This window comes from Novosphingobium sp., assembly GCF_025351285.1.
In the GTDB taxonomy this organism is placed as follows: Bacteria; Pseudomonadota; Alphaproteobacteria; order Sphingomonadales; family Sphingomonadaceae; genus Novosphingobium.
Genome location: NZ_JANXWG010000069.1, coordinates 1 through 20,926, shown reverse-complemented (window position 1 = coordinate 20,926; position 20,926 = coordinate 1). Strand labels below are relative to the sequence as shown.

General features: G+C 61.5%; 20 protein-coding genes. 5 read left to right on the top strand and 15 right to left on the bottom strand.

Going from position 1 to position 20,926, the window contains the following annotated elements; genetic code table 11:
- Window positions 1–4: 4 nt before the first annotated feature.
- The 6 genes from Q0R16_RS08575 to Q0R16_RS08550 all read right to left on the bottom strand — a co-directional run bounded on the left by Q0R16_RS08575 (window position 5) and on the right by Q0R16_RS08550 (window position 5,609).
- Entirely contained in the window at window positions 5–760 is a 756-nt protein-coding gene (locus tag Q0R16_RS08575; protein WP_295635018.1) for an aldolase/citrate lyase family protein, read from the bottom strand.
- The gene (locus Q0R16_RS08570; protein WP_295635015.1) at window positions 757–1,908 is read right to left on the bottom strand and encodes a cobalamin-independent methionine synthase II family protein; all 1,152 of its coding nucleotides are present in this window, start codon (window positions 1,906–1,908) and stop codon (window positions 757–759) included. The genes Q0R16_RS08575 and Q0R16_RS08570 overlap by 4 nt, the downstream gene beginning before the upstream one ends.
- On the bottom strand, window positions 1,905–2,543 hold the full coding sequence (locus tag Q0R16_RS08565; protein ID WP_295635012.1) for an alpha/beta hydrolase: 639 nt from the start codon (window positions 2,541–2,543) through the stop codon (window positions 1,905–1,907). Before Q0R16_RS08565 ends, Q0R16_RS08570 begins: the two co-directional genes overlap by 4 nt.
- Before the next feature lie 71 nt (window positions 2,544–2,614).
- Window positions 2,615–3,268 carry a hypothetical protein gene (locus Q0R16_RS08560; RefSeq protein ID WP_295635009.1) on the bottom strand — a complete coding sequence of 218 codons (654 nt, stop codon included), beginning with the start codon at window positions 3,266–3,268 and terminating at the stop codon, window positions 2,615–2,617.
- Window positions 3,265–4,338, bottom strand: a complete 1,074-nt coding sequence (locus Q0R16_RS08555; protein WP_295635006.1) for an ester cyclase — start codon at window positions 4,336–4,338, stop codon at window positions 3,265–3,267. Before Q0R16_RS08555 ends, Q0R16_RS08560 begins: the two co-directional genes overlap by 4 nt.
- Window positions 4,335–5,609: an MFS transporter gene (locus Q0R16_RS08550; protein ID WP_295635003.1), complete on the bottom strand. Its 1,275-nt coding sequence runs from the start codon at window positions 5,607–5,609 to the stop codon at window positions 4,335–4,337. The genes Q0R16_RS08555 and Q0R16_RS08550 overlap by 4 nt, the downstream gene beginning before the upstream one ends.
- Before the next feature lie 185 nt (window positions 5,610–5,794).
- Between Q0R16_RS08550 and Q0R16_RS08545 the strand changes: the two genes are divergently transcribed.
- Window positions 5,795–8,419, top strand: coding sequence for a TonB-dependent receptor (locus Q0R16_RS08545; protein ID WP_295635000.1), 2,625 nt, complete (start codon window positions 5,795–5,797; stop codon window positions 8,417–8,419).
- Here Q0R16_RS08545 and Q0R16_RS08540 read toward each other — a convergent pair.
- From Q0R16_RS08540 to ubiG, 7 genes are all read right to left on the bottom strand, one after another.
- Window positions 8,416–9,657, bottom strand: coding sequence for a LacI family DNA-binding transcriptional regulator (locus Q0R16_RS08540; protein WP_295635049.1), 1,242 nt, complete (start codon window positions 9,655–9,657; stop codon window positions 8,416–8,418). The genes Q0R16_RS08545 and Q0R16_RS08540 overlap by 4 nt on opposite strands.
- On the bottom strand, window positions 9,632–9,868 hold the full coding sequence (locus Q0R16_RS08535; RefSeq protein WP_295634996.1) for a DUF4172 domain-containing protein: 237 nt from the start codon (window positions 9,866–9,868) through the stop codon (window positions 9,632–9,634). Before Q0R16_RS08535 ends, Q0R16_RS08540 begins: the two co-directional genes overlap by 26 nt.
- Window positions 9,869–10,127: 259 nt before the next feature.
- The gene (locus Q0R16_RS08530) at window positions 10,128–10,556 is read right to left on the bottom strand and encodes a hypothetical protein (RefSeq protein WP_295634993.1); all 429 of its coding nucleotides are present in this window, start codon (window positions 10,554–10,556) and stop codon (window positions 10,128–10,130) included.
- A gap of 34 nt (window positions 10,557–10,590) precedes the next feature.
- Complete coding sequence (locus Q0R16_RS08525) at window positions 10,591–11,886, bottom strand: site-specific integrase (RefSeq protein ID WP_295634990.1); 1,296 nt, start codon at window positions 11,884–11,886, stop codon at window positions 10,591–10,593.
- A 469-nt stretch (window positions 11,887–12,355) separates the two neighbouring features.
- Window positions 12,356–13,585 (bottom strand): kynureninase, encoded by a 1,230-nt coding sequence (kynU, locus tag Q0R16_RS08520; RefSeq protein WP_295634988.1) that lies wholly within the window; start codon window positions 13,583–13,585, stop codon window positions 12,356–12,358.
- Window positions 13,582–14,226 carry an arylformamidase gene (gene kynB, locus Q0R16_RS08515; RefSeq protein ID WP_295634986.1) on the bottom strand — a complete coding sequence of 215 codons (645 nt, stop codon included), beginning with the start codon at window positions 14,224–14,226 and terminating at the stop codon, window positions 13,582–13,584. Before kynB ends, kynU begins: the two co-directional genes overlap by 4 nt.
- Window positions 14,223–14,978 carry a bifunctional 2-polyprenyl-6-hydroxyphenol methylase/3-demethylubiquinol 3-O-methyltransferase UbiG gene (ubiG, locus tag Q0R16_RS08510; protein ID WP_295634983.1) on the bottom strand — a complete coding sequence of 252 codons (756 nt, stop codon included), beginning with the start codon at window positions 14,976–14,978 and terminating at the stop codon, window positions 14,223–14,225. The genes kynB and ubiG overlap by 4 nt, the downstream gene beginning before the upstream one ends.
- Window positions 14,979–15,125: 147 nt before the next feature.
- Here ubiG and Q0R16_RS08505 point away from each other — a divergent pair, with 147 nt between their 5' ends.
- Both Q0R16_RS08505 and Q0R16_RS08500 read left to right on the top strand, forming a co-directional pair.
- Window positions 15,126–16,367, top strand: a complete 1,242-nt coding sequence (locus Q0R16_RS08505) for an aspartate kinase (RefSeq protein WP_295635047.1) — start codon at window positions 15,126–15,128, stop codon at window positions 16,365–16,367.
- Window positions 16,368–16,507: 140 nt separating this feature from the next.
- Window positions 16,508–17,041, top strand: coding sequence for a helix-turn-helix transcriptional regulator (locus Q0R16_RS08500; protein WP_295634979.1), 534 nt, complete (start codon window positions 16,508–16,510; stop codon window positions 17,039–17,041).
- A gap of 44 nt (window positions 17,042–17,085) precedes the next feature.
- Here the strand turns inward: Q0R16_RS08500 and Q0R16_RS08495 are convergent, their stop codons facing one another.
- Window positions 17,086–18,105 carry a TerC family protein gene (locus Q0R16_RS08495; protein ID WP_295634976.1) on the bottom strand — a complete coding sequence of 340 codons (1,020 nt, stop codon included), beginning with the start codon at window positions 18,103–18,105 and terminating at the stop codon, window positions 17,086–17,088.
- Window positions 18,106–18,173: 68 nt separating this feature from the next.
- Complete coding sequence (locus Q0R16_RS08490) at window positions 18,174–18,347, bottom strand: YdcH family protein (protein ID WP_295634972.1); 174 nt, start codon at window positions 18,345–18,347, stop codon at window positions 18,174–18,176.
- Window positions 18,348–18,443: 96 nt separating this feature from the next.
- Between Q0R16_RS08490 and Q0R16_RS08485 the strand changes: the two genes are divergently transcribed.
- Together Q0R16_RS08485 and Q0R16_RS08480 are read left to right on the top strand one after the other, a co-directional pair.
- The gene (locus Q0R16_RS08485; protein ID WP_295634969.1) at window positions 18,444–19,355 is read left to right on the top strand and encodes a hydrogen peroxide-inducible genes activator; all 912 of its coding nucleotides are present in this window, start codon (window positions 18,444–18,446) and stop codon (window positions 19,353–19,355) included.
- A 456-nt stretch (window positions 19,356–19,811) separates the two neighbouring features.
- Entirely contained in the window at window positions 19,812–20,822 is a 1,011-nt protein-coding gene (locus Q0R16_RS08480; RefSeq protein ID WP_295634966.1) for a nitronate monooxygenase, read from the top strand.
- Window positions 20,823–20,926 lie beyond the last annotated feature (104 nt).

Sequence of the window (20,926 nt, the reverse complement as noted above, 5' to 3'; positions counted from 1 at the left end):
CCTTTCAGTCCGGTACGGATTTTATGGCATCGTGGAGGCGACCCGCGCCCTGCAGAAGGAAATCCTGATCGGATTGCAGGACGAACAGACTGGCTCCTTTGTCGCGCCACAGGGGGACGTCGCCGACACGGCCCAGGAACATGCCGACAGCGCGGCCGGCTGATTTTCCTGCTGCGCATACTCGTTCGACGGCAGCCACAACGATTGGATCGTCAGGGTCAGCGACGGCATAGCTGATGGTAAGGTCTGCGCGGCCGATGAACAATGCATCGACCCCCTCTACGGCTGCGATTTCCTCAATCGCGTCGATCGCTTCAGCGTCCTCGATCTGGGCTATCACAGTCACCCCGCGCGCTGCATCTCGGTGCTTCGCCATACCCAGAGTCGTATATCCCGCCGCGCGGGTGCTGCCGGCAAAGCCGCGCCCGCCTGGAACATAGTGACAGGCGCGGACGATCTCGCGGGCTTCGTTGGCGGAGCGGACGTGCGGCACGATGACCCCATCCGCCCCGCAATCGAGCGCGTTCAGGATGTGCTCGTGGGAAGATGACGCGGGACGTATCAGCACTGGCTCACCCGCCGCCCGCGCAGCCATGATGCACGCGTCCAGGCTTACCCGGTCGAACGGTGCATGCTCGGCGTCGAGCACCAGGACGTCGAGCGGTGACAGCCCCAGCACTTCAACGACATGCGGGTGCGGAGTCTTGACCCAGGTACCGGCCAGCAGTTCGCCCGCACGGAGGCGTTCGCGGAAGGTCATGCCGCCGCTTTCCACAGGAACGCGCTCGCCAGCGCCGCGCCCTCGGCCAGTGCGCCCAGTTTGGCGTAAACGATGTCGGGATCGACCGCGCCAAACCCAGCAAAGGTCGAAAAGCCACAGTCCGTGCCGGCGATAACGCGCTCGCGTCCGACGATGTTCGCGAACCGCTCAATCCGCTCGGCAACGACGCGCGGATGCTCGACGAAATTGGTAGTGCTGTCGATGACGCCAGGGATGAGAATTTTTTCCTCGGGGATGATGTCGATCATTTCAGCGAAATAATTCCAGTCATGCTGGTGGCGCGGGTTCGAGGTTTCGAACAGCAGCCCGGCGGGCTTAGCCCCCATCAGAGTCGGCAGGATCACGCCCATTTCGACATCGTGGGTATGCGGTCCTTCATAATTGCCCCAGCAGACATGCATTCGCGCCCGGTCGGCCGGCACATTGCGGAGCGCGTGGTTGAGCACTTCGACATGCATCCCGATCAGCGTGAGGTATTCGGCATCACTGCGGCCTTTGTACGTCATGTGCCGCCCCAGTCCCAGATCGGGAGAGTCCAGTTGCAGGATCAGGCCCGCTGCCACGATCGCCTCGTACTCAGGGCGCATCGCCTCGCCCAGCGCTTCGAGATAGTCGTCCTGTGTGGGGTAATGCTCATTGGGCTGGAAGAGTGCGATCACACCCGGAGAAGCGGCGTTCATGAAGCCCCCAACGGGGCGGTGTCGGGCCAGCGCAGTCGCCATATGTTTGATGTCATGCTCCAAAGGCTCTAACGTCTTCGGAGCGACCGGGCCGATGCATTTGGGGCGGCGATAGGTCGGCGTTCCGCCGCCGGCATTCTGGCGCGCCATGTAAGCGGGATAGTCTTCAAGGTCGGCGGGCGGAGTGCGCGGGCTGTCACCGTCGAAGCCGGTGATGCGATCCTTGATGTAGGTCGCGTAGCTGATCTTCGACATCTCGCCGTCGCTGACCAGATCGATCCCCGCCGCAACCTGTCTCGCAACGGCATCGTCGACCGCCGCACCAATCACCGCGTCGAATTGCCCCGCATCCACTGGATCACCGCGTTCGGTCGCAAAGACCAAATCAGTGACAGCGGCTGAGCGCGGCAGAGAGCCAACGTGCGTGGTCAAGATGCGGTCAGTCATGGGGTCAGGGCCTCTCGATTATCATGGATCCATTGGTCGATCATGCTGGCGGTCGCGTCAGGCTGCTCCAGCGGCAACATGTGGCCCGCACCGGCGAGCATCACAAGTCGCGAACCGGGCGTCGCCGCAGCCCAGTCGTGGTGCCAGTTTGGCGGGCAAAGCGTATCTTCAATGCCGCAGCCGTAGAGTACAGGGAGGCGCATTTTCGCGAGCGCGGGTCTGCGGTCGCGGCGGAGGCGCAAAGCCTTGCTCTGCCGGACGAAGACATCCGGACCGAGCGCCAGCCCCATGTCGCGGAGCAGTTCGAGCAATGCAGCATCGCTTCGGTTCGCCGCACCAAGGTAGTTCGGCTTGAGTTCCTCGACCAGCACCCGCTCAAGCCCGCCGGAGCGGACTTCGGCCTGTTGGAGCGGGCGATGCGCGGCGCGTTCGAACAGGTCCGCTCCGGCGTTGTAACCGAGCAGGACGAGGCCGCAGATTCGTCGTCTTTGCTGGGCCCACATTTCGACCGCAACTATTGCCCCCATCGAGAATCCGACAAGGAGGAGAGGGCCATCGACGGCCGCCAAAGTTCGCGTGGCCATATCGGCGATGCTGTCGTCCTGAGTCAGATCGGCATCGACGGCACCGGACATAACCTCGCGTAGCGGCCTTGTCCAAAGCCGAGCATCGCACATGTTTCCCGGGAGGAGCACCGGCGTCACGTTCATGTGCCGATGCGCGGTGTCCACGCGGCCTCAGTAAGCGCAGCCTCGCCCGAGCTATCGCGGACAATCGTGATGCCGTCCGGTGCCCAGCAGGCTGCCGCCATGGCGAACCCGGATGTGCGGACGGGCTGGCCAGTGAGTCGGGAAACCGCGAACAGTGCCGCCCCTTCGACGTTTGAGCCGAATGCCCGCACGCATAGCGCGCGGGTGCGATACGAAGTCGGGTCGTCATTCGCTATGGAGCGACCTGCGATCAGCACCTGCTCGAACGCTTCATCTTCCAGCGCCGGATGATCCGAGGCTTGCGCAAAAACATCGCCGCGCGCCTGTGCAAGGTCAGGATCGAAAGCGACCGATAGTCCTGGCTCGCGAGCAACAGGTTGGCTGTTTCCGATTAGCCAGATGCGCCCGACCAGTTCCTCGTTGAGATCTGCGAACAACGCCAAGTGACCATCGAAAATCGCGGCATGGCCGGGAGCGGTCAGGACTTGCGCCGCATTGGAAAGCGGTCGGGAATCAAGCCGCAGCGCCTCGACGATCGCCTCCTCGCCGTAGAATTCGCTGCCGTACGCCGCCAGGCGCGCGGTGTGGAGCAAGCTCGACGTGGGCCGCTTGCCAGCTGCCAGCGTCCGCAGAGTTTCAAGCGCGCTCATGCGCCCAATCCGCCCGCGATCTGTCGTAGCACGGCGAGTTCGTCGAACACTGTTATTTCCTCGACAATTCGGCCGCCGCGCAACTGATAATGCGACACCGCCATCACCAGCAGCTCGCGCCCGCTCGCTTCGCCCCAGATGCCGTTGCCATTGTGCATTCCCGCAAGGCTCCAGCGCAGGGCCACCGCGATATCGCCACCTGGCAACGGCCGAGCGGCGATGTGCTCGAGCCGCCAGGCGACATCGTGAAGCGCGCTGCGAAGTTGAGTTATGCAGCCGATACCGTAGCCTCGTCCGTAACCATGGCGGCCGCTCGGCCAGCGGATCTCGGCTGTCGGCGACAGCGCCTGGGCGGCATCGCCGTAACGATCATCGCGGAATGCCGCCGCCAGCATGGCCGCCGGCAAGGCTGCGGGATGGCTCGTAGGTATGGCGACATCGGCTTGTTCGCGCGTCCGCGAGATCGCTTCAGCCCGCCAGCCGTGCCGCGCGGCATCACCGACCAAATCGTCCGCAGCCTGCGCCTTGGCAACAGCCCAGGGATCACCGCCGACTTGCAGAACGCCGCGCAGATTGTCACGCACCAGCCATTCCTCGACAATGCGGTTCTCGCGGCAGAGGCAATCGGCGATCGTCATCACACCGTTCGACACCATGGTCGCCTTACCGAGCAGCGGGTCGTCACCCATGTGGGTCGAGCGACTGACGATTCGATGCGAGCTGTACAGCCCCTCCGTTCCGTCGTCCGACCAGATAACATCTTCACCGATCAGTAGACGGTCCGGGGTTGCCGCCAGTGTGGTGATCGTGTTCTGCACCACTGCGTTGACGCCGGTCACGGGTCCGGCGAGAGTGTGGATCAGGCAGTCAGGGGCATAATGGCTGCGGCACAGCCCGACGTTCTTTTGTTCCCAGATGCGATGGGTGCAACGGATGATGTAATCGACAAAATCGCGATAGATCGGATCATAGCCCGGCAGCGACTGGCGCTGCGGCCCTTCCTCGAGCAGATCGTCCAGCGTCCGGCCGACAGGCGAGCGCACTTCAGGTAGCTCATCCCAGCGAATCACACAGCCCGCCTCAGTGTTTCCGGCAGCGACAGCCAGATCGCCGCAGCCGCGACGAAACTGACGGACGCAAGGCACATAACCGGCGCAAGCCCGAATGCCTCAGCCAGCGGTGCAGTGATCAGTGGCGCGGTCATGCTGATGACGCGGCCCCAGTTGAAGATCGACGCTGCGGTCGAACGCAAATGCGGCGGATAGAGTTCGGAAAGCCACGGCCCCCAGATTGCGCTGCACGACAGCATGACACCGTATGTGAATCCGGTGATCTCGAGCAGTGTCGTGTCCATCGGGACGAAAAGGTAAACCGGGATGATGCCTGCCGCGAAAATAAAGCCCCACGCCGCAGCGCGCCGTCCAAGCCGATCGCTGACCCAGCCCCAGGCTAGACCGCCGATCGCAGCGCCGACAAATTGCCAGCCGAGCACGTCCCCGACCACCGTGTCCGGGATGGCGCGCACCGTCTTCAGGTAAGTCGTCGCCCACCCCGTAAAGGCCTGATAGGCGAAAAAGTTGAGGCCGGTCATCGTTGCCAGCAGGATGGTCTGGCGGGCGACGCCAGGGGCGAATAGCTCGGTGATCGGGAGCTTGGCTTTCGCCACAGCTTGACCATCAGCAATCCCGTCCATTGGTATTAGCCTCCGGTCATCTGGAATGAACAGCGGTGCGAACAGCGACAGGCTGATCGGAACGACCCCGATCCACAACAACACCGTCCAGTCATAACCGTTACGGAACGCCGCTGCCGACAGGAAGCCCAGTGCCGCAACCGCAACGTTGTAGGTCCCAAGCACAAATCCCGCGATCACCCCGCGAACATCGCGCGCAAACAAGCCGGAATAGATACCCACCGCAATTGGGAACATCGACCCCATGAAAAAGCCCAGGAAGGCGCGCTGGAAAATCAGCTGGGTGTAGTCATGCACAAGCAGGGCCGCGAGAATTCCCGCGCCATAGCCGATCATCGAAATGCTCAGCGCGTTGCGACGACCAATCTTATCGGCAACTTGCCCCATGATGACGGCCCCGACGACCGCGCCGGCCGATTGCAGCGAGTAAAGCGAGCCGGACTGGGTCAGCGTCAGATTGAGGCTTTCCTTGATATATGGTCGCAGGATGTCAACTGTGTTCCACGACCACGCATAGCAGAAATAAGCGATCAAGAGGAATGCGAGCGCACGGAAACGGCGCCCACGCGTGAGTTTTGCCGCATCGATCCAGTTCGCGGACGCAGTTTTAGTGGGCGTAGATACGGTGACCATCCGCAGATCATGCATGCGGGCGCATGCAAATGCAACCAGAAGCACGAAGCCCTGCATAACAGGGGATAATCAGCCCATCAGCGGGCTGACGTTCAGCCCGAGGTGGCCATATACACAAATATTTTTGACTGCGATTGCAATCACAGTCCGCGACGCTTATGATGGCGCAAATATTAAAAATAGAGGGGGGACTGACTGCAATGACCACTGCCCGTAATGTATCGCGCCGTCTGGTGCGGGTTTCACTGACAGCATTGGCGGTGGCCTTGTCGCCGACGCTGGCCTTCGCGCAAACCGCAAGCCCTGCTGCCTCAGCTGAAGACGCCGGGATCAATGAGATCATCGTGACCGCCCAGCGCCGCGAACAAAATCTGCAGGCCGTGCCGATTTCGGTGTCGGCATTCGGCGCGGAACAAATCGCCAAGAAGGGGCTGACAGACTTGTCACGACTCGAAGGGCTGGTTCCAGGTTTCACTTTTGGCCGGTCAGGCGTTGATGCCCGTCCCGCAATTCGCGGTGTCCGCACCGAAAACGTCGATGTGAACGCCGATACAACGATCGGGTTTTACATCGACGGCATTTACCAGTCGCGCGCGTCGCAGGGCACTTTGGGCTTTGTCGATCTGGAGCGGGTGGAAGTGCAGCGCGGGCCGCAAGGAACGCTCTATGGCCGCAACACGTTTGGCGGCAACATTGCCATTGCGACCGCGCAACCGTCAACCGAAAAATTCACAGGCGGCGGGGATGTAACCGTCGGATCAAATGCACAGACCCGCTTCACGGGCTACATCAATGCTCCGCTGGGGGATACGGTCGCGGTGCGTCTTGCAGGCGGTTACGAAAAATCCAACGGCTATGTCAAAAACGTCAATCCCACCGGCGGCAACCTGTTCGATGATGATAACACCTATTTCCGCGGCGCGATAAAGTTCAAGCCTGACAGCAATCTAACGGCCACCTTGAAGTTTGATTACGCGTCGCGCGGTGGCAATGGTGGCTCGGCGTTCGGGTACAAACTGGTTGGCAGTTACTTTTATGTGCCGACAAATACCCAGCTGTTCAACGCGACGCCGGTCATTCTGAACACCCGTGGCGGCAACCGAGATGGCATCATCGATGCGCCGCTGACGATTGACGCCGGCGTCCCACTGTTCGCGCCAGGCAATCCTTATCTGATCGACAATGACTATCGCGGTTCGCTCAATCTCAAGAATTACAGCGGCACGGGCGACATTGCCTATAATTTTGGCCCAGTCACGCTCAAATCGATCACGGGTTACACCGATTTCAAAACCACACGGACGCAGGATACCGATTTCTCGGGCAGCCAAATCGGCGCAGACTATCAGTTCACGTCAGCAAAAACGTTCAGCCAGGAAGTGCAACTGCTCTCCAATGGCAAGGGGCCGTTGGAATATGTGTTAGGTGCCTATTACTTCAAGGATAAATTGAACGGCACGTTCATCAACCAGCAGTTCGTTCAGGTCATACCAAATGACACCCGTCCGCCAGCTGTACGCCAGGCAGGGGGTTCTTATACGCAGAATCAGGCTGAGACGCGTTCACTCGCCTTCTACGGACAGGCCAGCTATAAGCTGGCTGATCGGTTGAAGCTGACCGGCGGGATCCGCTGGACGCGCGACAGCAAGGATTTCCGGTTCGCTAACGCCAATTCCGTACTGCCGTTGGTTTCTGGTGTGCCGGATGCCACAGCAATTACCCTGGCAACTGGGGGGATCCCCGACAATGCTTATGGTGTGAAAGGCGGGGCAACCAACTGCACCTATGTAACGATCCCGACACCACTGCCTGGTTTCCAGTGTCTGGCAGCCAACACCACGATCTTCACCGGCGCAACGTATGATACTGCAAAATTTGAAAAGGTTACGTGGCGCGTCGGGCTGGACTATCAGGTCTCTGATCAGAGCCTGCTTTATGGCTCCGCATCGACCGGGTTCAACTCGGGCGGCTTCAACGGCAGCCAGACCGCGGTTGCGCTGGGGCGTTCAACCTTTGCGCCGCAATCGGTGACCGCGTTCGAAATTGGATCGAAAAACCGCTTTGCCAACAACACTGTTCAGCTTAACCTCGCGCTGTTCTATAACAAATATAACAATCTGCAGGAACAGCGGCAGGTTCCGGTCGGCAATACGACGCTGTCGATCATCGAAAACAGCGGCAAGGCGCGGTCTTATGGTGCCGAGCTCGAAGCAATCTGGAAGCCGGTCAAAGCACTCACGTTCAACGCCAGCTTCTCTTATCTCAACGCCCGTTACACCCAATACGATCAAGTTGCGGCACCGTTTGGCACATCAATCCTGGTACCCGATGCAACCGCGACGGCACCAACCGTCGTAAACGGTGTGACGATTGCGCCGGCAGGTCAGCGACGCCTGTTCGCGGTCGGCTACAACTGCGGCCTGATCCCCGGCACCGGTGGTACTGGTCAGCCAGCTGCGGCCTATGGTTGCAATTTGGCAGGCAACCGCATTGCCTATTCGCCGGACTATTCGGGCGCGGTTTCGGTTCAGTATGACATCGATTTGGGCAGCGGGGGCAAATTGTCACCTTATGCGCAGCTCAATTTCTCCGGTGCATTTTTCGGCCAGCCGATCAACTCAATCCTCGATCGACAGCCGGCCTTTGCGAAGCTCGATCTCCGCCTGACCTGGGAATACAACGAGCAGTTCTCGCTCCAGACTTTCGTGACCAACGTGACCAATAAGGCTACGGCAACCCGCTTTGTCTACGGCGGCGGCGGCAACCTTCAGGCGAGCTATGCTCCGCCCCGCCTGTGGGGCATGCGCGGCAGCGTGAAGTTCTAGGCGGGGGAATCGGCCCGGGCATCGAACCGGGCCGATGTGCCTTCGATAAAGGCACCCGCGAAGGTTCGCACTTCGGGTGGCAGATCGGGATCGTTGATGCGCTCGATCAGCATCGAGACTGCCGCCTCGGTCATCCGGCGCACCGGTTGGCGAACTGTCGACAGGCGGTAGCTCGCCCATTCGGCGGGCGCGACTCCATCGAACCCGACAACTGACAGGTCTTGCGGCACCGCGATCCCGAAATGCGTGCGGGCACAGTCGATAGCCCCAATCGCCATCAGGTCATTGGCGCAGATCAGCGCATCGAGTTTGCGGTCGGTCATCTCCATCAGAGCGCGAAGTCCCGCGTCGCCACTTTCGTAATCGAATGCACCTTTGACCAGCACTGCCTCGCGACCCGATTCGCGCAGCCAGTGCTCAGCACCGCGAACGCGTTCCTGGCTGACATAGCTGTCGTCCGGGCCAGAGATAATGCCGAACACCTCATGCCCAGCCGCGATCAGCCGTTCGACGAGTTGGCGCTCTCCACCCATCGAATCGCAGCACACGCTCGGAACCGGCGCGCCCTCACCAAACCTGTTGTACAGCACCACCGGCACCCGGTGGCGCGTGAAATCGAGCAGTTGGGCCGGCGAGAGCCGCGCCGCAACGATCGCGCCATCAACCCGGTAACGCCAGACTTGATCGAGCATCGCATCGACATCGCTCTCGGCCTGCAAGGCGAACAACAGCACGCGAATGCCCCTGTCCGACAGCCGCCTGGTGATCTCCGCCAGAACTTCCGGATAATACAAATTGGTCAGGTTCGAGATGAGCACCGCGACCAAGTTCGACCGCTTGGTGATCAGTCCCGACGCCATGGCATTTGGGAAATAGCCAAGCTCGTTAGCTGCAGCGATGACCCGCGATCTGGTTTTGGGCGAAATGCTGGAACCGGGACGAAAGCATCGAGAGACCGCCGATTGTGAAACGCCGGCTTTTTGCGCGACATCATAGGATGTCGGCGTGGTCGAGGGAGATTGGGCGGGCCGGGCCGCGGCCTTCGCAGGTTTGACAACGAAATTGCTCATTGAAAATGACTGCCAAGTCTTGCGATATTTTACTAGTTTTTTCGGTGATGCTCGGCATGCCCAGTTGGGTAGGCGGCCTCGTGCCTTCGCTGAACGAAGGGACGCTTTCGGCGTACCGCATTTGGCGCAGGTAGATCTTAATTCACGTCGGCAGATGGACGCTGGCACGGTCAAGGATCTCGCCCTCAATGGCAGAACTATCGACAACCTCTTGGGAAATGAGTTCGATGGTCAGCCCATCGCGCTCATCGGCGTCCAGGTGGTGGAGCGCGCCAATGACGACGCCTGATCCTTTCAGGAATTGCTCTTCTGACGCGCGGATGCGTTCCGCGTCGAAGCGGAAATCAGGCCAGTCGGGAAGTTGCCAATTCCAGCGCATGATGGATAGGATGCCTTTCTATCCATCATAATATAGCCCAATTATGATTGATAAAGCGATAGCCAATCAATCATAACAGGCACATTGTCGCTTCGCGGAGTCAATTTGTGGCGATGACCGCATCCCGGATGGGATGCCAAGTGCCAGCATGACAATACCGTTCGATTGTCATTTCGCGCAGCGGAGCGCGGGGCGTGCGCCCTTAGGCGTCCGCTGATGCAGGCTCCTGTCCCCCGTGCGGTGGACTTTTCAGAGCCTGCTATCTTGGATGGTGCGGGCGGTGGGAATCGAACCCACACTCCTTGCGGAACGGGATTTTGAGTGGGACGAGACTACCTTCGATTACGGCAGACATCCGTGCTCTCAAAACGTCCTGCGATCGTACAGTCGAGAAGGTAACGGAAATCAGCCAGTTTTGGAACGCGAATGTGTAAGCTTTTGTGTAAATGAGGGCATGGTCGATCGCGACCACGAAGAATGCTGGCAGCGTTAATCGCGCCAAGACTTGCTTTTCTCGATGAGAGTGGTCCGCATTGTGCCACTTTAAGTTCGCCAGCGGCGAAGTGGCGACAATCGCGGAGAAGACGCGGGTAACAGGGTGCTTGAGGCTCGGCGCACCTAATTCCGTTGCCCGCTTGGCCGTTATCCCGATTAAGCGTGCCAGCGGCACATCGGAAAACCGGCGCAAACGCTAGCCTCCCAAGAGCATCAGCGACGCGGAGTTAGCCTTTGAAGCGGGAAGGTCCAACTGGCTGTTTCGCTTTTACAGCCTGTCGCGCATTGGCCGTCGCTTCCTGGGCGTCGATCTCGGCATTCATTTCTGTATGCATCGCATCCCATCCGCCAATGCCCATCAGTACGCGATCTGCATGTTTGATCGTGTTCACATGGCCATAATGCTGTTCGATCATTTTGACCGACGTGCCCATCTGCTGGGCGAGCAAATAGACGTCCACCCCTGCCGAAAGCCTGAACGTCGCATATGTATGACGGAAGCAATAAGTGGTGCGCGGAATGCCGCTCGGCCCGTCGCGCAAATTGGCGTATTTGAGCAACTCTTCGACGGTATCGCGGTAAAGCCAGGCTGCCGGTTTGCCGTTGATGATTGTGAATACAGCATCATCGGGATCAGTGGATTTGGATTGCGCGCGAACGCGGTCGAGATAGTCGCCAACACTTTTGGGCGCGATGAGCTGGCGCGTCTTCCCCTTGCCCTGGACGTAGATCACCAAGATATCGGTGCCGTCCTTGTCCTTTGCTTTGGTAATGTCGCGCCAGCGCAAATTCTTGGCTTCGGGCGGGCGCATTCCCGTGTTGCACATGATGAGGATGAAATTGTAGCACATCTGGCGATACCAGATGCCCTGCGGGGTAGTGGCTTCCTTCATCCACTTGCGCCCCGCACTGTGTAGCTTGCGATACTCCTCCAGCGTGAATTCATCACGTCGAGCGGTTTTGAGCTTCGGCATCCCTTCGAACCGGTGGTGTGCCGGCACATACCGCTTGGTCACGGCGTGGTTCATGATCGCGGCAAAGATGGTCATCTCGATGCGAATGGTCGAATCGCTGATGACGCCATTGCGACGACCAACGCCATTTTCGCGCCGCCACAGCGGGTATTCCGACCAGCGCTCCTGACTGACCAGGTGAATTTGCGTATTGCCGACATAGGCGTTGAGCGGCCCCTTCACCTTGTTTCTGATGTTCATCGCGCGGCCCTGGCTCACCTCGCCCGCGTTAGCACGCCGCTGTTGCACCTCCGCATATTCCTCGGCCACTTGCAGAAAGGGCCGATTGAAGACGGGAACGTCATGCTTCACCCGGAAGCGGATGTCGGCGTCCTGATCCATTGCACGGTCGCGTGCCGTGTCCCGATCTGCAGTGCGAAGCGAAATCGTTTTATAGCGATCTTCGTTCTGGATTCTCACGCGGCAGTAATATTGGTCGTGCCCGACGTCCCCGCGACGAAAGATGATCAGGCCCGCCTTTACCTGCTCCTTGTCGGTGATGAATTTCATATCCCTTGCCCCACTGTGCAGAATCTGTGCAGATTGCGGCGTTAAGTCATTGAGATGCCGTAGCTGTGTAGGTTCTGTGTGGGCCATACTAGCAAAAAATGTCGTTACTTCATAGATATTTGTTATAATCCCTTCACCCGCTCCACTTGCAGCATACATAGCTGAAGTTTGGGCCGTAGGTTGAGCCTCGCCGGTGGCGAATTGCAGCACGGAAGCGAGCCTTCCGAAGACCTCGATGTTGGCCCCACGCAGCTCGCTGTTCGGGGGTGAAGGTCACCCTGCCGATCAGCCCGCGAACGAATGGGCGTGACGATCACAAACGCACCGCTCGATCGCGCTTCGGTGTTCGACACGATCGACCAGAGCACCCGCGCCGACGAACCAGTGGCGTGATTTTGACATTTGCACCCCGTTATTCCGATAGCCGGACCGCAAACGTCAGAATCAGACCACTTGTGGCCCCGCAGTCTCAGGTCACCTTTTGCCGGATGGCGAAAATTGGGTCGGCCCACGCGCCGGTGGCCATCACGTCGTGCAGTATCCCGACAGTGCGCCACACGTCGATGAAGCGTGTGGTGAGCGGCGCGAAGCCCATCCGCAGCAAGTCCGGCGCGCGGAAATCGCCCACCACGCGGCGCGCGATCAGCGCCTGGCAGATCGCATAAGCCTGCGGATGCGCGAACGAGATGTGTGCGCCTCGGCCGTGGCGTTCTCGCGGGCTGGCAAGGTCGAAGCCGAACGCTCCGCATTGGACTTCGACGAGTTCCAGGAACATATCGCCCAGCGCCAGCGCCTTGTGCTCCACCAAGCCCATATCGATGCCATCGAACACCGACAGCGCGTGATCGAGCGCGGCCATGGCCAGGATCGGCGGAGTGCCGCACAGGAAGCGCTGCATCCCTTCGGCCGGGCGGTAGCCATCATCGAAATCGAACGGAGCGGCATGCCCCATCCAGCCGGCCAGCGGCGATTGCAGTTCGCCCTGAAGACGCCGGGCGACATAAAGGAAACCCGGTGCGCCCGGCCCGCCATTGAAGAACTTGTAGCCGCAGCCGACCGCAAGATCGGCCTGGCATCCCGCCAGGTCGATTGCGACGGCGCCCGCGCTGTGGCTCAGGTCCCACAGCACCAGCGTGCCTTTGGCATGCGCAGCGGCGGCGATCGCGGCCATGTCGTGCCGGCGCCCGGACTTGTAGTGGACATGAGTCAGCAACACGAGCGCGGTGTCATGATCGATGGCGTCGATGATCGCTTCGGCCGGCTCGGTCCGCACCTTGCGGTCTGCCAGCATGCCGGCGACGCCTTGTGCGATGTAGAGGTCGGTCGGGAAATTGCCCGGCTCGGTCAGGATCGTGCGGCGGTGGGGCCGGGCGAGGCACACCGCTGCGATCAGCTTGAACAGGTTGACCGATACCGAATCGCTGACGATCACTTCATCGGCCGCGCCGCCGACCAGCGGAGCGATGCGCGCGCCGACCCGCTGCGGCAAGCCGATCCAATCGTGCGTGTTCCAGCTTGCGATCAGGTCTGCGCCCCATTGCTCCGCGATCACCGCGTCCATCGCCGCGCGCGCGGTGTGCAAGGGGGGGCCAAGCGAATTGCCGTCGAGGTAGGTCACCCCCTCGGGCACGGCGAAGCGCGCGCGCAATGGCGCCAACGGATCTTCCGCATCGAGGCGCAAGACATCCTGTTCGGTCACGACAACGTCCTCAGCACTGCGCGGACCGGTGCGGCATCGAGCCCGGCCAGCGGCAGCGGCAAGGCGATCAATTCGTAGTCTCCCGAGGCCACGTGATCGAGCACCAGCCCTTCGAGCACGCGTATCCCTGCCCGGCGGACGGCCTGGTGTGCATCCATGGTCTTCGAAGTTTCGGGATCGAGCGACGGCGTATCGGTGCCGATCAGCAACACGCCATGTGCGGCCAGCAGATCGATCGCTTCGGGGGAGACGGCCGCAAAACCATCCGGCCAGCGATCGTGCGGAAAGCGCTCGAACGTGCGCAAAAGCACGCGTTCAATCCGTTCAGTGAGCCAGGGACGCAGCATGTCGGCGGTGACCAACGCGCCGCACCCACGCACATCGATCACCCGCACCCGACCGAGATAGGCATGCAAATCAACGGCATCGATCGCGGCGCCCGATGGGTCATAATGCAGCGGCGCATCGGCGTGGGTGCCGCCATGCGTGGAACTGCGGAACCACGAAACGCGCACCGGCGAATCCACGCCGTGGTCCCAGCGCACACCGCTTTCGACCGGCGTATCCCCCGGCCAGACCGGTGTTTGCGGACCGAGCACTTGCGAAATGTCGATGATCCGCCGCTGGTCCGGGCCGATCATGCCGCGACGGCGGTAGCGATGTAGTTGAGCGCGCAATCGTCGGACAGATGCAGGCCTTTGCCAAGCGACCACGCGATGCCCATAGGCTGGCCCAATGCCAGTCCGGCGTCGGCCAGCAGGTCGCGCAATTCATCGGGCGTGATGAAATCGTCCCAGTGATGCGTGCCGCGCGGAACCATGCCGAGCCGTTCGGCACCCTCGACCAGCAGCAGTCGCGAACGCGCGGTGCGGTTGGGGGTGGACAGCACCATCAAACCACCCGGGGCCAGAGACGCCTGCAACGCCGCCACGAATGCGGACTTGTCGGCCACGTGCTCGATCACTTCCATCGCGGTCACCAGGTCGAACTGACCGAGGCCCAGCGCCGCCAGATCGCCGCAGCAGTAATCGATCGCCAGGCCCGATCCGGCGGCGTGGTCCTGCGCTGCCGCGATGTTCTCATCGGCCGCATCGACCCCGATGACTGCCGCGCCCAGCCGAGCGAGCGGCTCCGCCAGCAGCCCGGCGCCGCAACCGACATCGAGCGCACGCTTGCCCGCCAGCGGGCGGCGCTCGGCCGGATTGCAACGCCAATGCATATCGATCGCATCGCGGATGAAAGCCAGCCGCACCGGGTTGAGCCGATGGAGCATCGCCGAAGAGCCGCGCGGGTCCCACCACTCGGCGGCGAGCTTGCCGAAGTGCGCGGCTTCGGCCGGACGGATGGTGGCTGCTGGGCTGGTCGTGGGGTCGATCGTGCTTGCATTGGTCATGCGCCGATCCTAACAGCGCGCCGATTGCGTGGCGACCCCGTATCATCGGGCAAGCCGTTGCGCTGCCTGCGCTTCATGCGCACGATTGTTTCAATTGCCGCCCCAAACGCGGCCAGAACCGTGGAGCGGGCCGTGGCGCGCATCGTGATGAAGTTCGGCGGCACGTCGATGGCGGGGACCGAGCGGATTCGCCGCGTGGCGCGGATCGTCCAGCGCCAGCAGGCGGCGGGGCATGAAGTGGCTGTCGTGGTTTCGGCGATGGCAGGCGAGACCGACCGGCTGGTCAACTTCTGCCGCGAAGCCAATACGCTGTACGATCCGGCTGAATACGACGTGGTGGTGGCGAGCGGCGAGCAAGTCACCTCGGGGCTGCTGGCACTGACGCTGCAGGCATTGGGCTGCAAGGCGCGGTCGTGGCTCGGCTGGCAATTGCCGATCCACACCAGCGACGCGCATGCCAAGGCGCGCATCCTCGAGATCGACAGCGCCGCGCTGATTGCCGCAATGCAGGGCGGCGAGATTGCGGTCATCCCCGGCTTCCAGGGCCTGTCCGAACACAACCGCATCACCACGCTCGGCCGCGGCGGATCGGACACTTCGGCGGTGGCGGTGGCGGCGGCGCTGAAGGCCGATCGTTGCGACATCTACACCGACGTCGACGGGGTCTATACAACCGATCCGCGCATCGTGGCCAAGGCGCGCAAGCTGGCGCGGGTGACGTATGAGGAAATGCTCGAACTCGCCAGCGTGGGTTCGAAAGTGCTGCAAACGCGATCGGTCAGCCTGGCGATGAAGGAGGGCGTGCGCGTCCAGGTGCTGTCTTCGTTCATCGACGATGATGCCCCGCCTGCCGACAGCCTGCCCGGAACGATGATCGTCAGCGATGCTGAACTAGAAGGACAAGAGATGGAACGCCAGTTGATCACCGGCATCGCGGCCGACAAGAACGAGGCAAAGGTCACGCTCACCCGCGTTCCAGACCAGCCAGGTGCAGTGGCCGCGATCTTCGGCCCGCTTGCCGCCGCGCAAATCAACGTCGACATGATCATCCAGAACATCGCCAAGGACAAGGGCGAGACCGACGTAACCTTCACCGTCCCCTCGTCGGACCTGGCGCGCACGCAGGCGCTGCTGGAAGCGCAGAAGGACACGATCGGCTACTTCCGCATGATCTCGGACAGCCACGTCGCCAAGATCTCGGTCGTCGGGGTGGGCATGCGCAGCCACGCCGGGGTTGCCGCCACGATGTTCAAGGCACTGGCCGATCGCCGCATCAACATCCAGGCGATCTCGACCAGCGAAATCAAGGTTTCGGTGCTGATCGACGAGGACGAGACCGAACTGGCCGTGCGCGTGCTGCATACCGCCTATGGGCTCGACGGCGAGTAATAGGCAGTTCGACGCGAGCTTGATCGGCAGACATTGATTAGATGAACGAAAATTCGATCAAAAGTGCCACTGTCGTGAAGATGTCGTGGTCTCTCTTGAAAGGCGCTTGCACACTGGTCTCGCTATGACAGGAGACCTAGATGCAGATTGACCCTTCGAAACTCGTCGAGGCCCGGTTGGCCCGTTCAATGTCGCAAGAAGAGGCGGCCATCGCTTCGGATCTCAGCGCCCGAACGATTCAACGCATCGAGGCGGGGCACGCGGCATCGTTGGAGAGCACCAAAGCCCTGCTTACGATCTTTGGCGCAAACATAATTCATGATCCAACGGTTGCCACTCCGGAAGCGCTGAATTCACCTTGGCAATCGCTTGCTTCGCAAATCAGGCGCACATCGCGTCTTTCAGCGAGCCTTGGCTTCGATAGCTTGCGTATACTCTTTGCGGTGACTTTCATCGTGATCGCTGTGGCCAAGCCGCTTGTTCCTCGCCAAACGGGGCTGTTTGTTCGCGGCGAATTTTACGATCTTGGGCTATTGAAGCACCCCCCGGCCGGATCGCATGAGGTGCTGGGATACTGGATCATGCCGCTGATGGTCGTTGCTGCGGCAGCCATTCTGGTGAGCATTGGTCGCCTGCGAGAGTTGGTCGAGAACCAATACGCCAAGGGATTTTGAACGAAAGAGGAATGCGCACCCTCCTGCGACCCACTTCGCCTTCGTCAAGCGGGCGGGGAAAGCTTAACTCCCCTCCCGCTTGCCGGAAGGGCTGGCGCGTGCCGTGTTTTCCACAGCGACCAGCCGATTCCGGCGCCGATCAGCGCGAACGTCACGCCCAGGCTGGCAATCGGCGGAAACTTGGCCCCGCCCAGCAGGAAGTCGGACACGAAGATCTTCGAGCCGATGAACACCAGGATCGAGGCCAGCGCGTACTTGAGGTAGTGGAACCGGTCGATCATGGCCGAAAGCGCGAAGTAGAGCGCGCGTAGGCCCAGGATCGCCATGATGTTGGACGTGAAGACCACGAACGTATCGGTGGTGACGGCGAAGATCGCCGGCACCGAATCGACCGCAAACACCAGGTCGGCCAGGTTGATGATCACCAGCGCCAGGAACAGCGGGGTTGCCGCGCGCACCATCCGGCCTGAACGCTCATCGGGCACGGTGACGAAGAACCGTTCGGCGTGAAGCTCCTTCGTCACCCGCATGTGGCTGGAAATCCGGCGGATCGCGAAGTTGTTGGCAAGATCGGGCTGGGAATCGCCTGAAAAGAACATCTTGACGCCGGTGGCGATGAGGAAGGCGGCAAAGATGTAGAGCACCCAGTAGGCTTCGCTGACAAGCGCGGCGCCCGCCGCGATCATACCCCCGCGCAGCACGATCACGCCGATGATGCCCCACAGCAGCGCGCGATACTGGTACTTGGCCGGGATGGCGAAGAAGCTGAAGATCAGGCTGATGACGAAGATGTTGTCGATCGACAGCGCCTTCTCGATGAAGAACCCGGTGTAATATTTCATGCCCAAGTCCGCGCCCTTCACGGCCCAGACCCAGGCGCCGAACGCCAGCGCGATGGTGATGTAGAACGCCGACAGTTTCAGCGATTCGGCAATGCCCATCTCCCGGTCCTGCTTGTGCAGCAGCCCAAGGTCGAAAGCGGTGAGTGCCGCAACGATGAACAGGAACGCGAGCCAGAACCACGCCGGCGTGCCGAGGAACGAAGCGACCAGTAATGCGGTCATGCAGAATCCGATCAGAAAAATGGGGCGGCGTGAGGCAAGTACACGCCGCCCCGCCCGGCGCGGGGTGCCTATCGGGCCAAGGGGTTGGCACCGCTCTGCAGCCGGGCAATCCGGTCCTTGAGGCTAAGGCGCAGGCGCTTGAGCGCCTTCATCTCGTCTTGCCGCGAAGCGTTGCGGCAGGTGTCGATCAACCGGTTCAACCGGCGGTGTTCGTTGAGCAGTCGTTCGAGATAGTTTTTCATGATGTTCTCCTGACGAAGAAGATCGGTCGAATCGTGTGATTGGGCAAATTGGATTTTCGACGGAAATTTGATAGTTTCAAACTATCACGCTGGGCCATGACCACGCTTCGCCAGTTCAGCTATCTCGTCGCGCTTGCGGATTACCGGAATTTCCGGCGCGCCGCCGATGCCGTCCATATCTCGCAGCCAACGCTAAGCCAGCAATTGCGCGCGCTCGAAGCACAATTGGGGGTAACGCTGGTCGAACGGAACGAAAGTCCGGTCCAACTCACCCCGATCGGGCGGGACATGGTGGCGCGGGCGCGCAAGATCCTGCTCGACGTCAAGGATGCCGAGGACATCGCCCGGCGATCGAAAGCGGGGATGAGCGGAACGATCCGCTTCGGCGTCACGCCCACGCTCGGGCCTTACCTCATGCCTGGCATCGTGGCCTCGCTGCACCGACGCTATCCCGACATGCGGCTGTATATTCGCGAGGGCATCCCCGATGAACAGGCGCGCGAACTGGCACGCGGAGAGCTCGACATGATCCTGTCGCCTTTGCCGGTTTCGGGCAGCGACCTGCACATCGAACCGCTGTTCCGCGAACCACTGCACATCGTTTGCCCACCGGAACACGCGCTGGCACAGGCCACGCGGGTCCGTCGGCAGGACTTTGCGGGCATCGGCTTCCTCAGCCTCGACAAACGCCACCATACGCATCGCCAGGATCGCGCAATCTGCCACGACTTGCGCGCCGAACTGCTTGAGGATTACGAGGGGACCAGCCTGGACAGCCTGCGCCAGATGTGCGGTTCGGGGCTGGGTTTCGCCATCCTGCCCGAACTCTACCTGCGATCCGAAGTGGGGGGCGAAAACATGGTGACGCGGCTGGCTCTGGCCGACTGGAAGGCCATCCGCTCGATCGCGGCGGTGTGGCGCGATGGCGCCGCCTATGCCGACAGCTACCTGACGATTGCCGAAGCGATTGCGGCGGAGGCCCGGCGGATTCTTGACGACCCGTTGTGAGGGTGTCTCAACACAACTGCCATGCGGTGGCGCTTTCGGCCCGGCACTTTCGAAACACCTACTTCCGCCGTTTTCGCTTGCCGCCCCAGCGGGCCTTGATGTCCTGCTTGTGCAGCCGCCACGCGCGCCACGCAAAGCCGGCAAGCGCGATGACCAGCATGGCCAGGATGGCGTAGGCAAGCGCGTGTCTGGGGAGCAAGGGGCTGATCCAGCGAATGCGAGGAAATGCTGCTTTGCGGTATGAGTTGCCCGGATCTAGTCGCGGGCGCGATGCAGCGCAACTATCTCCATTTTGAATATGATTTTCATGCAACCGCGGTTGCGCTGATACGTGCGTTTCGTGACAGGACGATAACGACCCACAACCCGCATCCACCGCTCGGCTGGGCCGGCCCGCTTGCCGTCATGGCGCGCCCCGCCTAAAGGCCGCGCTCTGCATCGCATGGAGCGCACGACATGGCCGCATACCCCCGCACCCAAGCTCTGATGGCGCGCGGATCGGCGTTCCTGGGAAGCGATACCGCGATCCTGTGTGGCGCGATGAGCTGGGTTTCGGAGCGGAACCTTGTATCCGCCATCAGCAATGCCGGCGGGTTCGGGGTGATCGCCTGCGGGGCGATGACGCCCGAACTGCTCGATGCCGAGATCACCGCGACCACCGCGCTGACCGACAAGCCGTTCGGGGTCAACCTCATCACCATGCACCCGATGCTGTTCGACCTGCTCGCGGTCTGCGCGCGGCACAAAGTCGGCCACGTCGTGCTTGCAGGCGGCATTCCGCCCAAGGGCAGTATCGAGGCTTTGAAGGAGGGCGGCGCCAAAGTCATCTGCATCCCGCCCACGCTGGCGCTGGCAAAAAAGTACCTGCGATCGGGCGCCGATGCGCTGGTGATCGAAGGCATGGAAGCCGGCGGGCACATCGGTCCGGTCTCGACCAGCGTACTCGCGCAGGAAATCCTCCCCGCCATCGCCGCCGATACGCTGGTGTTCGTGGCCGGCGGGATCGGCCGCGGCGAAGCGATCGCGGGCTACCTCGAAATGGGCGCCGCGGGGGTCCAACTCGGCACGCGCTTTGCCGCCGCCACCGAATCGATTGCGCACCCCGCGTTCAAGAAAGCCTTCTTCCGCGGCAACGCGCGCGATGCGGTCGCCAGCGTCCAGGTCGATCCGCGCCTCCCGGTGATCCCGGTGCGCGCGCTCAAGAACAAAGGCACCGAGGAATTCACCGCCAAACAGGTCGAAGTGGCCAAGCTGCTCGACGCCGGCACCGTCGACATGGGCGAGGCGCAATTGCAGATCGAACACTTCTGGGCCGGTGCACTGCGCCGCGCGGTGATCGATGGCGATGTCGAGAACGGTTCGCTGATGGCGGGGCAATCGGTGGGGATGGTCACCAAGGAGGAGCCCGTCGCGGAGATCATCGGGCAGTTGATGGCTGAGGCCGAGGCAGCTTTGGCGCGACGCTAGGTTCGGGTTTTCCAGGGGTTTTAAGGGCCTCCGGCGGGCAAGGGCCCTTGCCCGCCGGAGGCCCTTAAAACCCCTGGAAAACCCGAACCTAGCGTCGCGCCAAA

Bases quoted from the DNA above. Each gene is read 5' to 3' on its own strand.
- Q0R16_RS08575 (WP_295635018.1), bottom strand. From the start codon at position 760: ATGACCTTCCGCGAACGCCTCCGTGCGGGCGAACTGCTGGCCGGTACC.
- Q0R16_RS08570 (WP_295635015.1), bottom strand. From the start codon at position 1,908: ATGACTGACCGCATCTTGACCACGCACGTTGGCTCTCTGCCGCGCTCA.
- Q0R16_RS08565 (WP_295635012.1), bottom strand. From the start codon at position 2,543: ATGTCCGGTGCCGTCGATGCCGATCTGACTCAGGACGACAGCATCGCC.
- Q0R16_RS08560 (WP_295635009.1), bottom strand. From the start codon at position 3,268: ATGAGCGCGCTTGAAACTCTGCGGACGCTGGCAGCTGGCAAGCGGCCC.
- Q0R16_RS08550 (WP_295635003.1), bottom strand. From the start codon at position 5,609: ATGCATGATCTGCGGATGGTCACCGTATCTACGCCCACTAAAACTGCG.
- Q0R16_RS08545 (WP_295635000.1), top strand. From the start codon at position 5,795: ATGACCACTGCCCGTAATGTATCGCGCCGTCTGGTGCGGGTTTCACTG.
- Q0R16_RS08535 (WP_295634996.1), bottom strand. From the start codon at position 9,868: ATGCGCTGGAATTGGCAACTTCCCGACTGGCCTGATTTCCGCTTCGAC.
- Q0R16_RS08525 (WP_295634990.1), bottom strand. From the start codon at position 11,886: ATGAAATTCATCACCGACAAGGAGCAGGTAAAGGCGGGCCTGATCATC.
- kynB (WP_295634986.1), bottom strand. From the start codon at position 14,226: ATGATCGGCCCGGACCAGCGGCGGATCATCGACATTTCGCAAGTGCTC.
- ubiG (WP_295634983.1), bottom strand. From the start codon at position 14,978: ATGACCAATGCAAGCACGATCGACCCCACGACCAGCCCAGCAGCCACC.
- Q0R16_RS08505 (WP_295635047.1), top strand. From the start codon at position 15,126: ATGAAGTTCGGCGGCACGTCGATGGCGGGGACCGAGCGGATTCGCCGC.
- Q0R16_RS08500 (WP_295634979.1), top strand. From the start codon at position 16,508: ATGCAGATTGACCCTTCGAAACTCGTCGAGGCCCGGTTGGCCCGTTCA.
- Q0R16_RS08495 (WP_295634976.1), bottom strand. From the start codon at position 18,105: ATGACCGCATTACTGGTCGCTTCGTTCCTCGGCACGCCGGCGTGGTTC.
- Q0R16_RS08490 (WP_295634972.1), bottom strand. From the start codon at position 18,347: ATGAAAAACTATCTCGAACGACTGCTCAACGAACACCGCCGGTTGAAC.
- Q0R16_RS08485 (WP_295634969.1), top strand. From the start codon at position 18,444: ATGACCACGCTTCGCCAGTTCAGCTATCTCGTCGCGCTTGCGGATTAC.
- Q0R16_RS08480 (WP_295634966.1), top strand. From the start codon at position 19,812: ATGGCCGCATACCCCCGCACCCAAGCTCTGATGGCGCGCGGATCGGCG.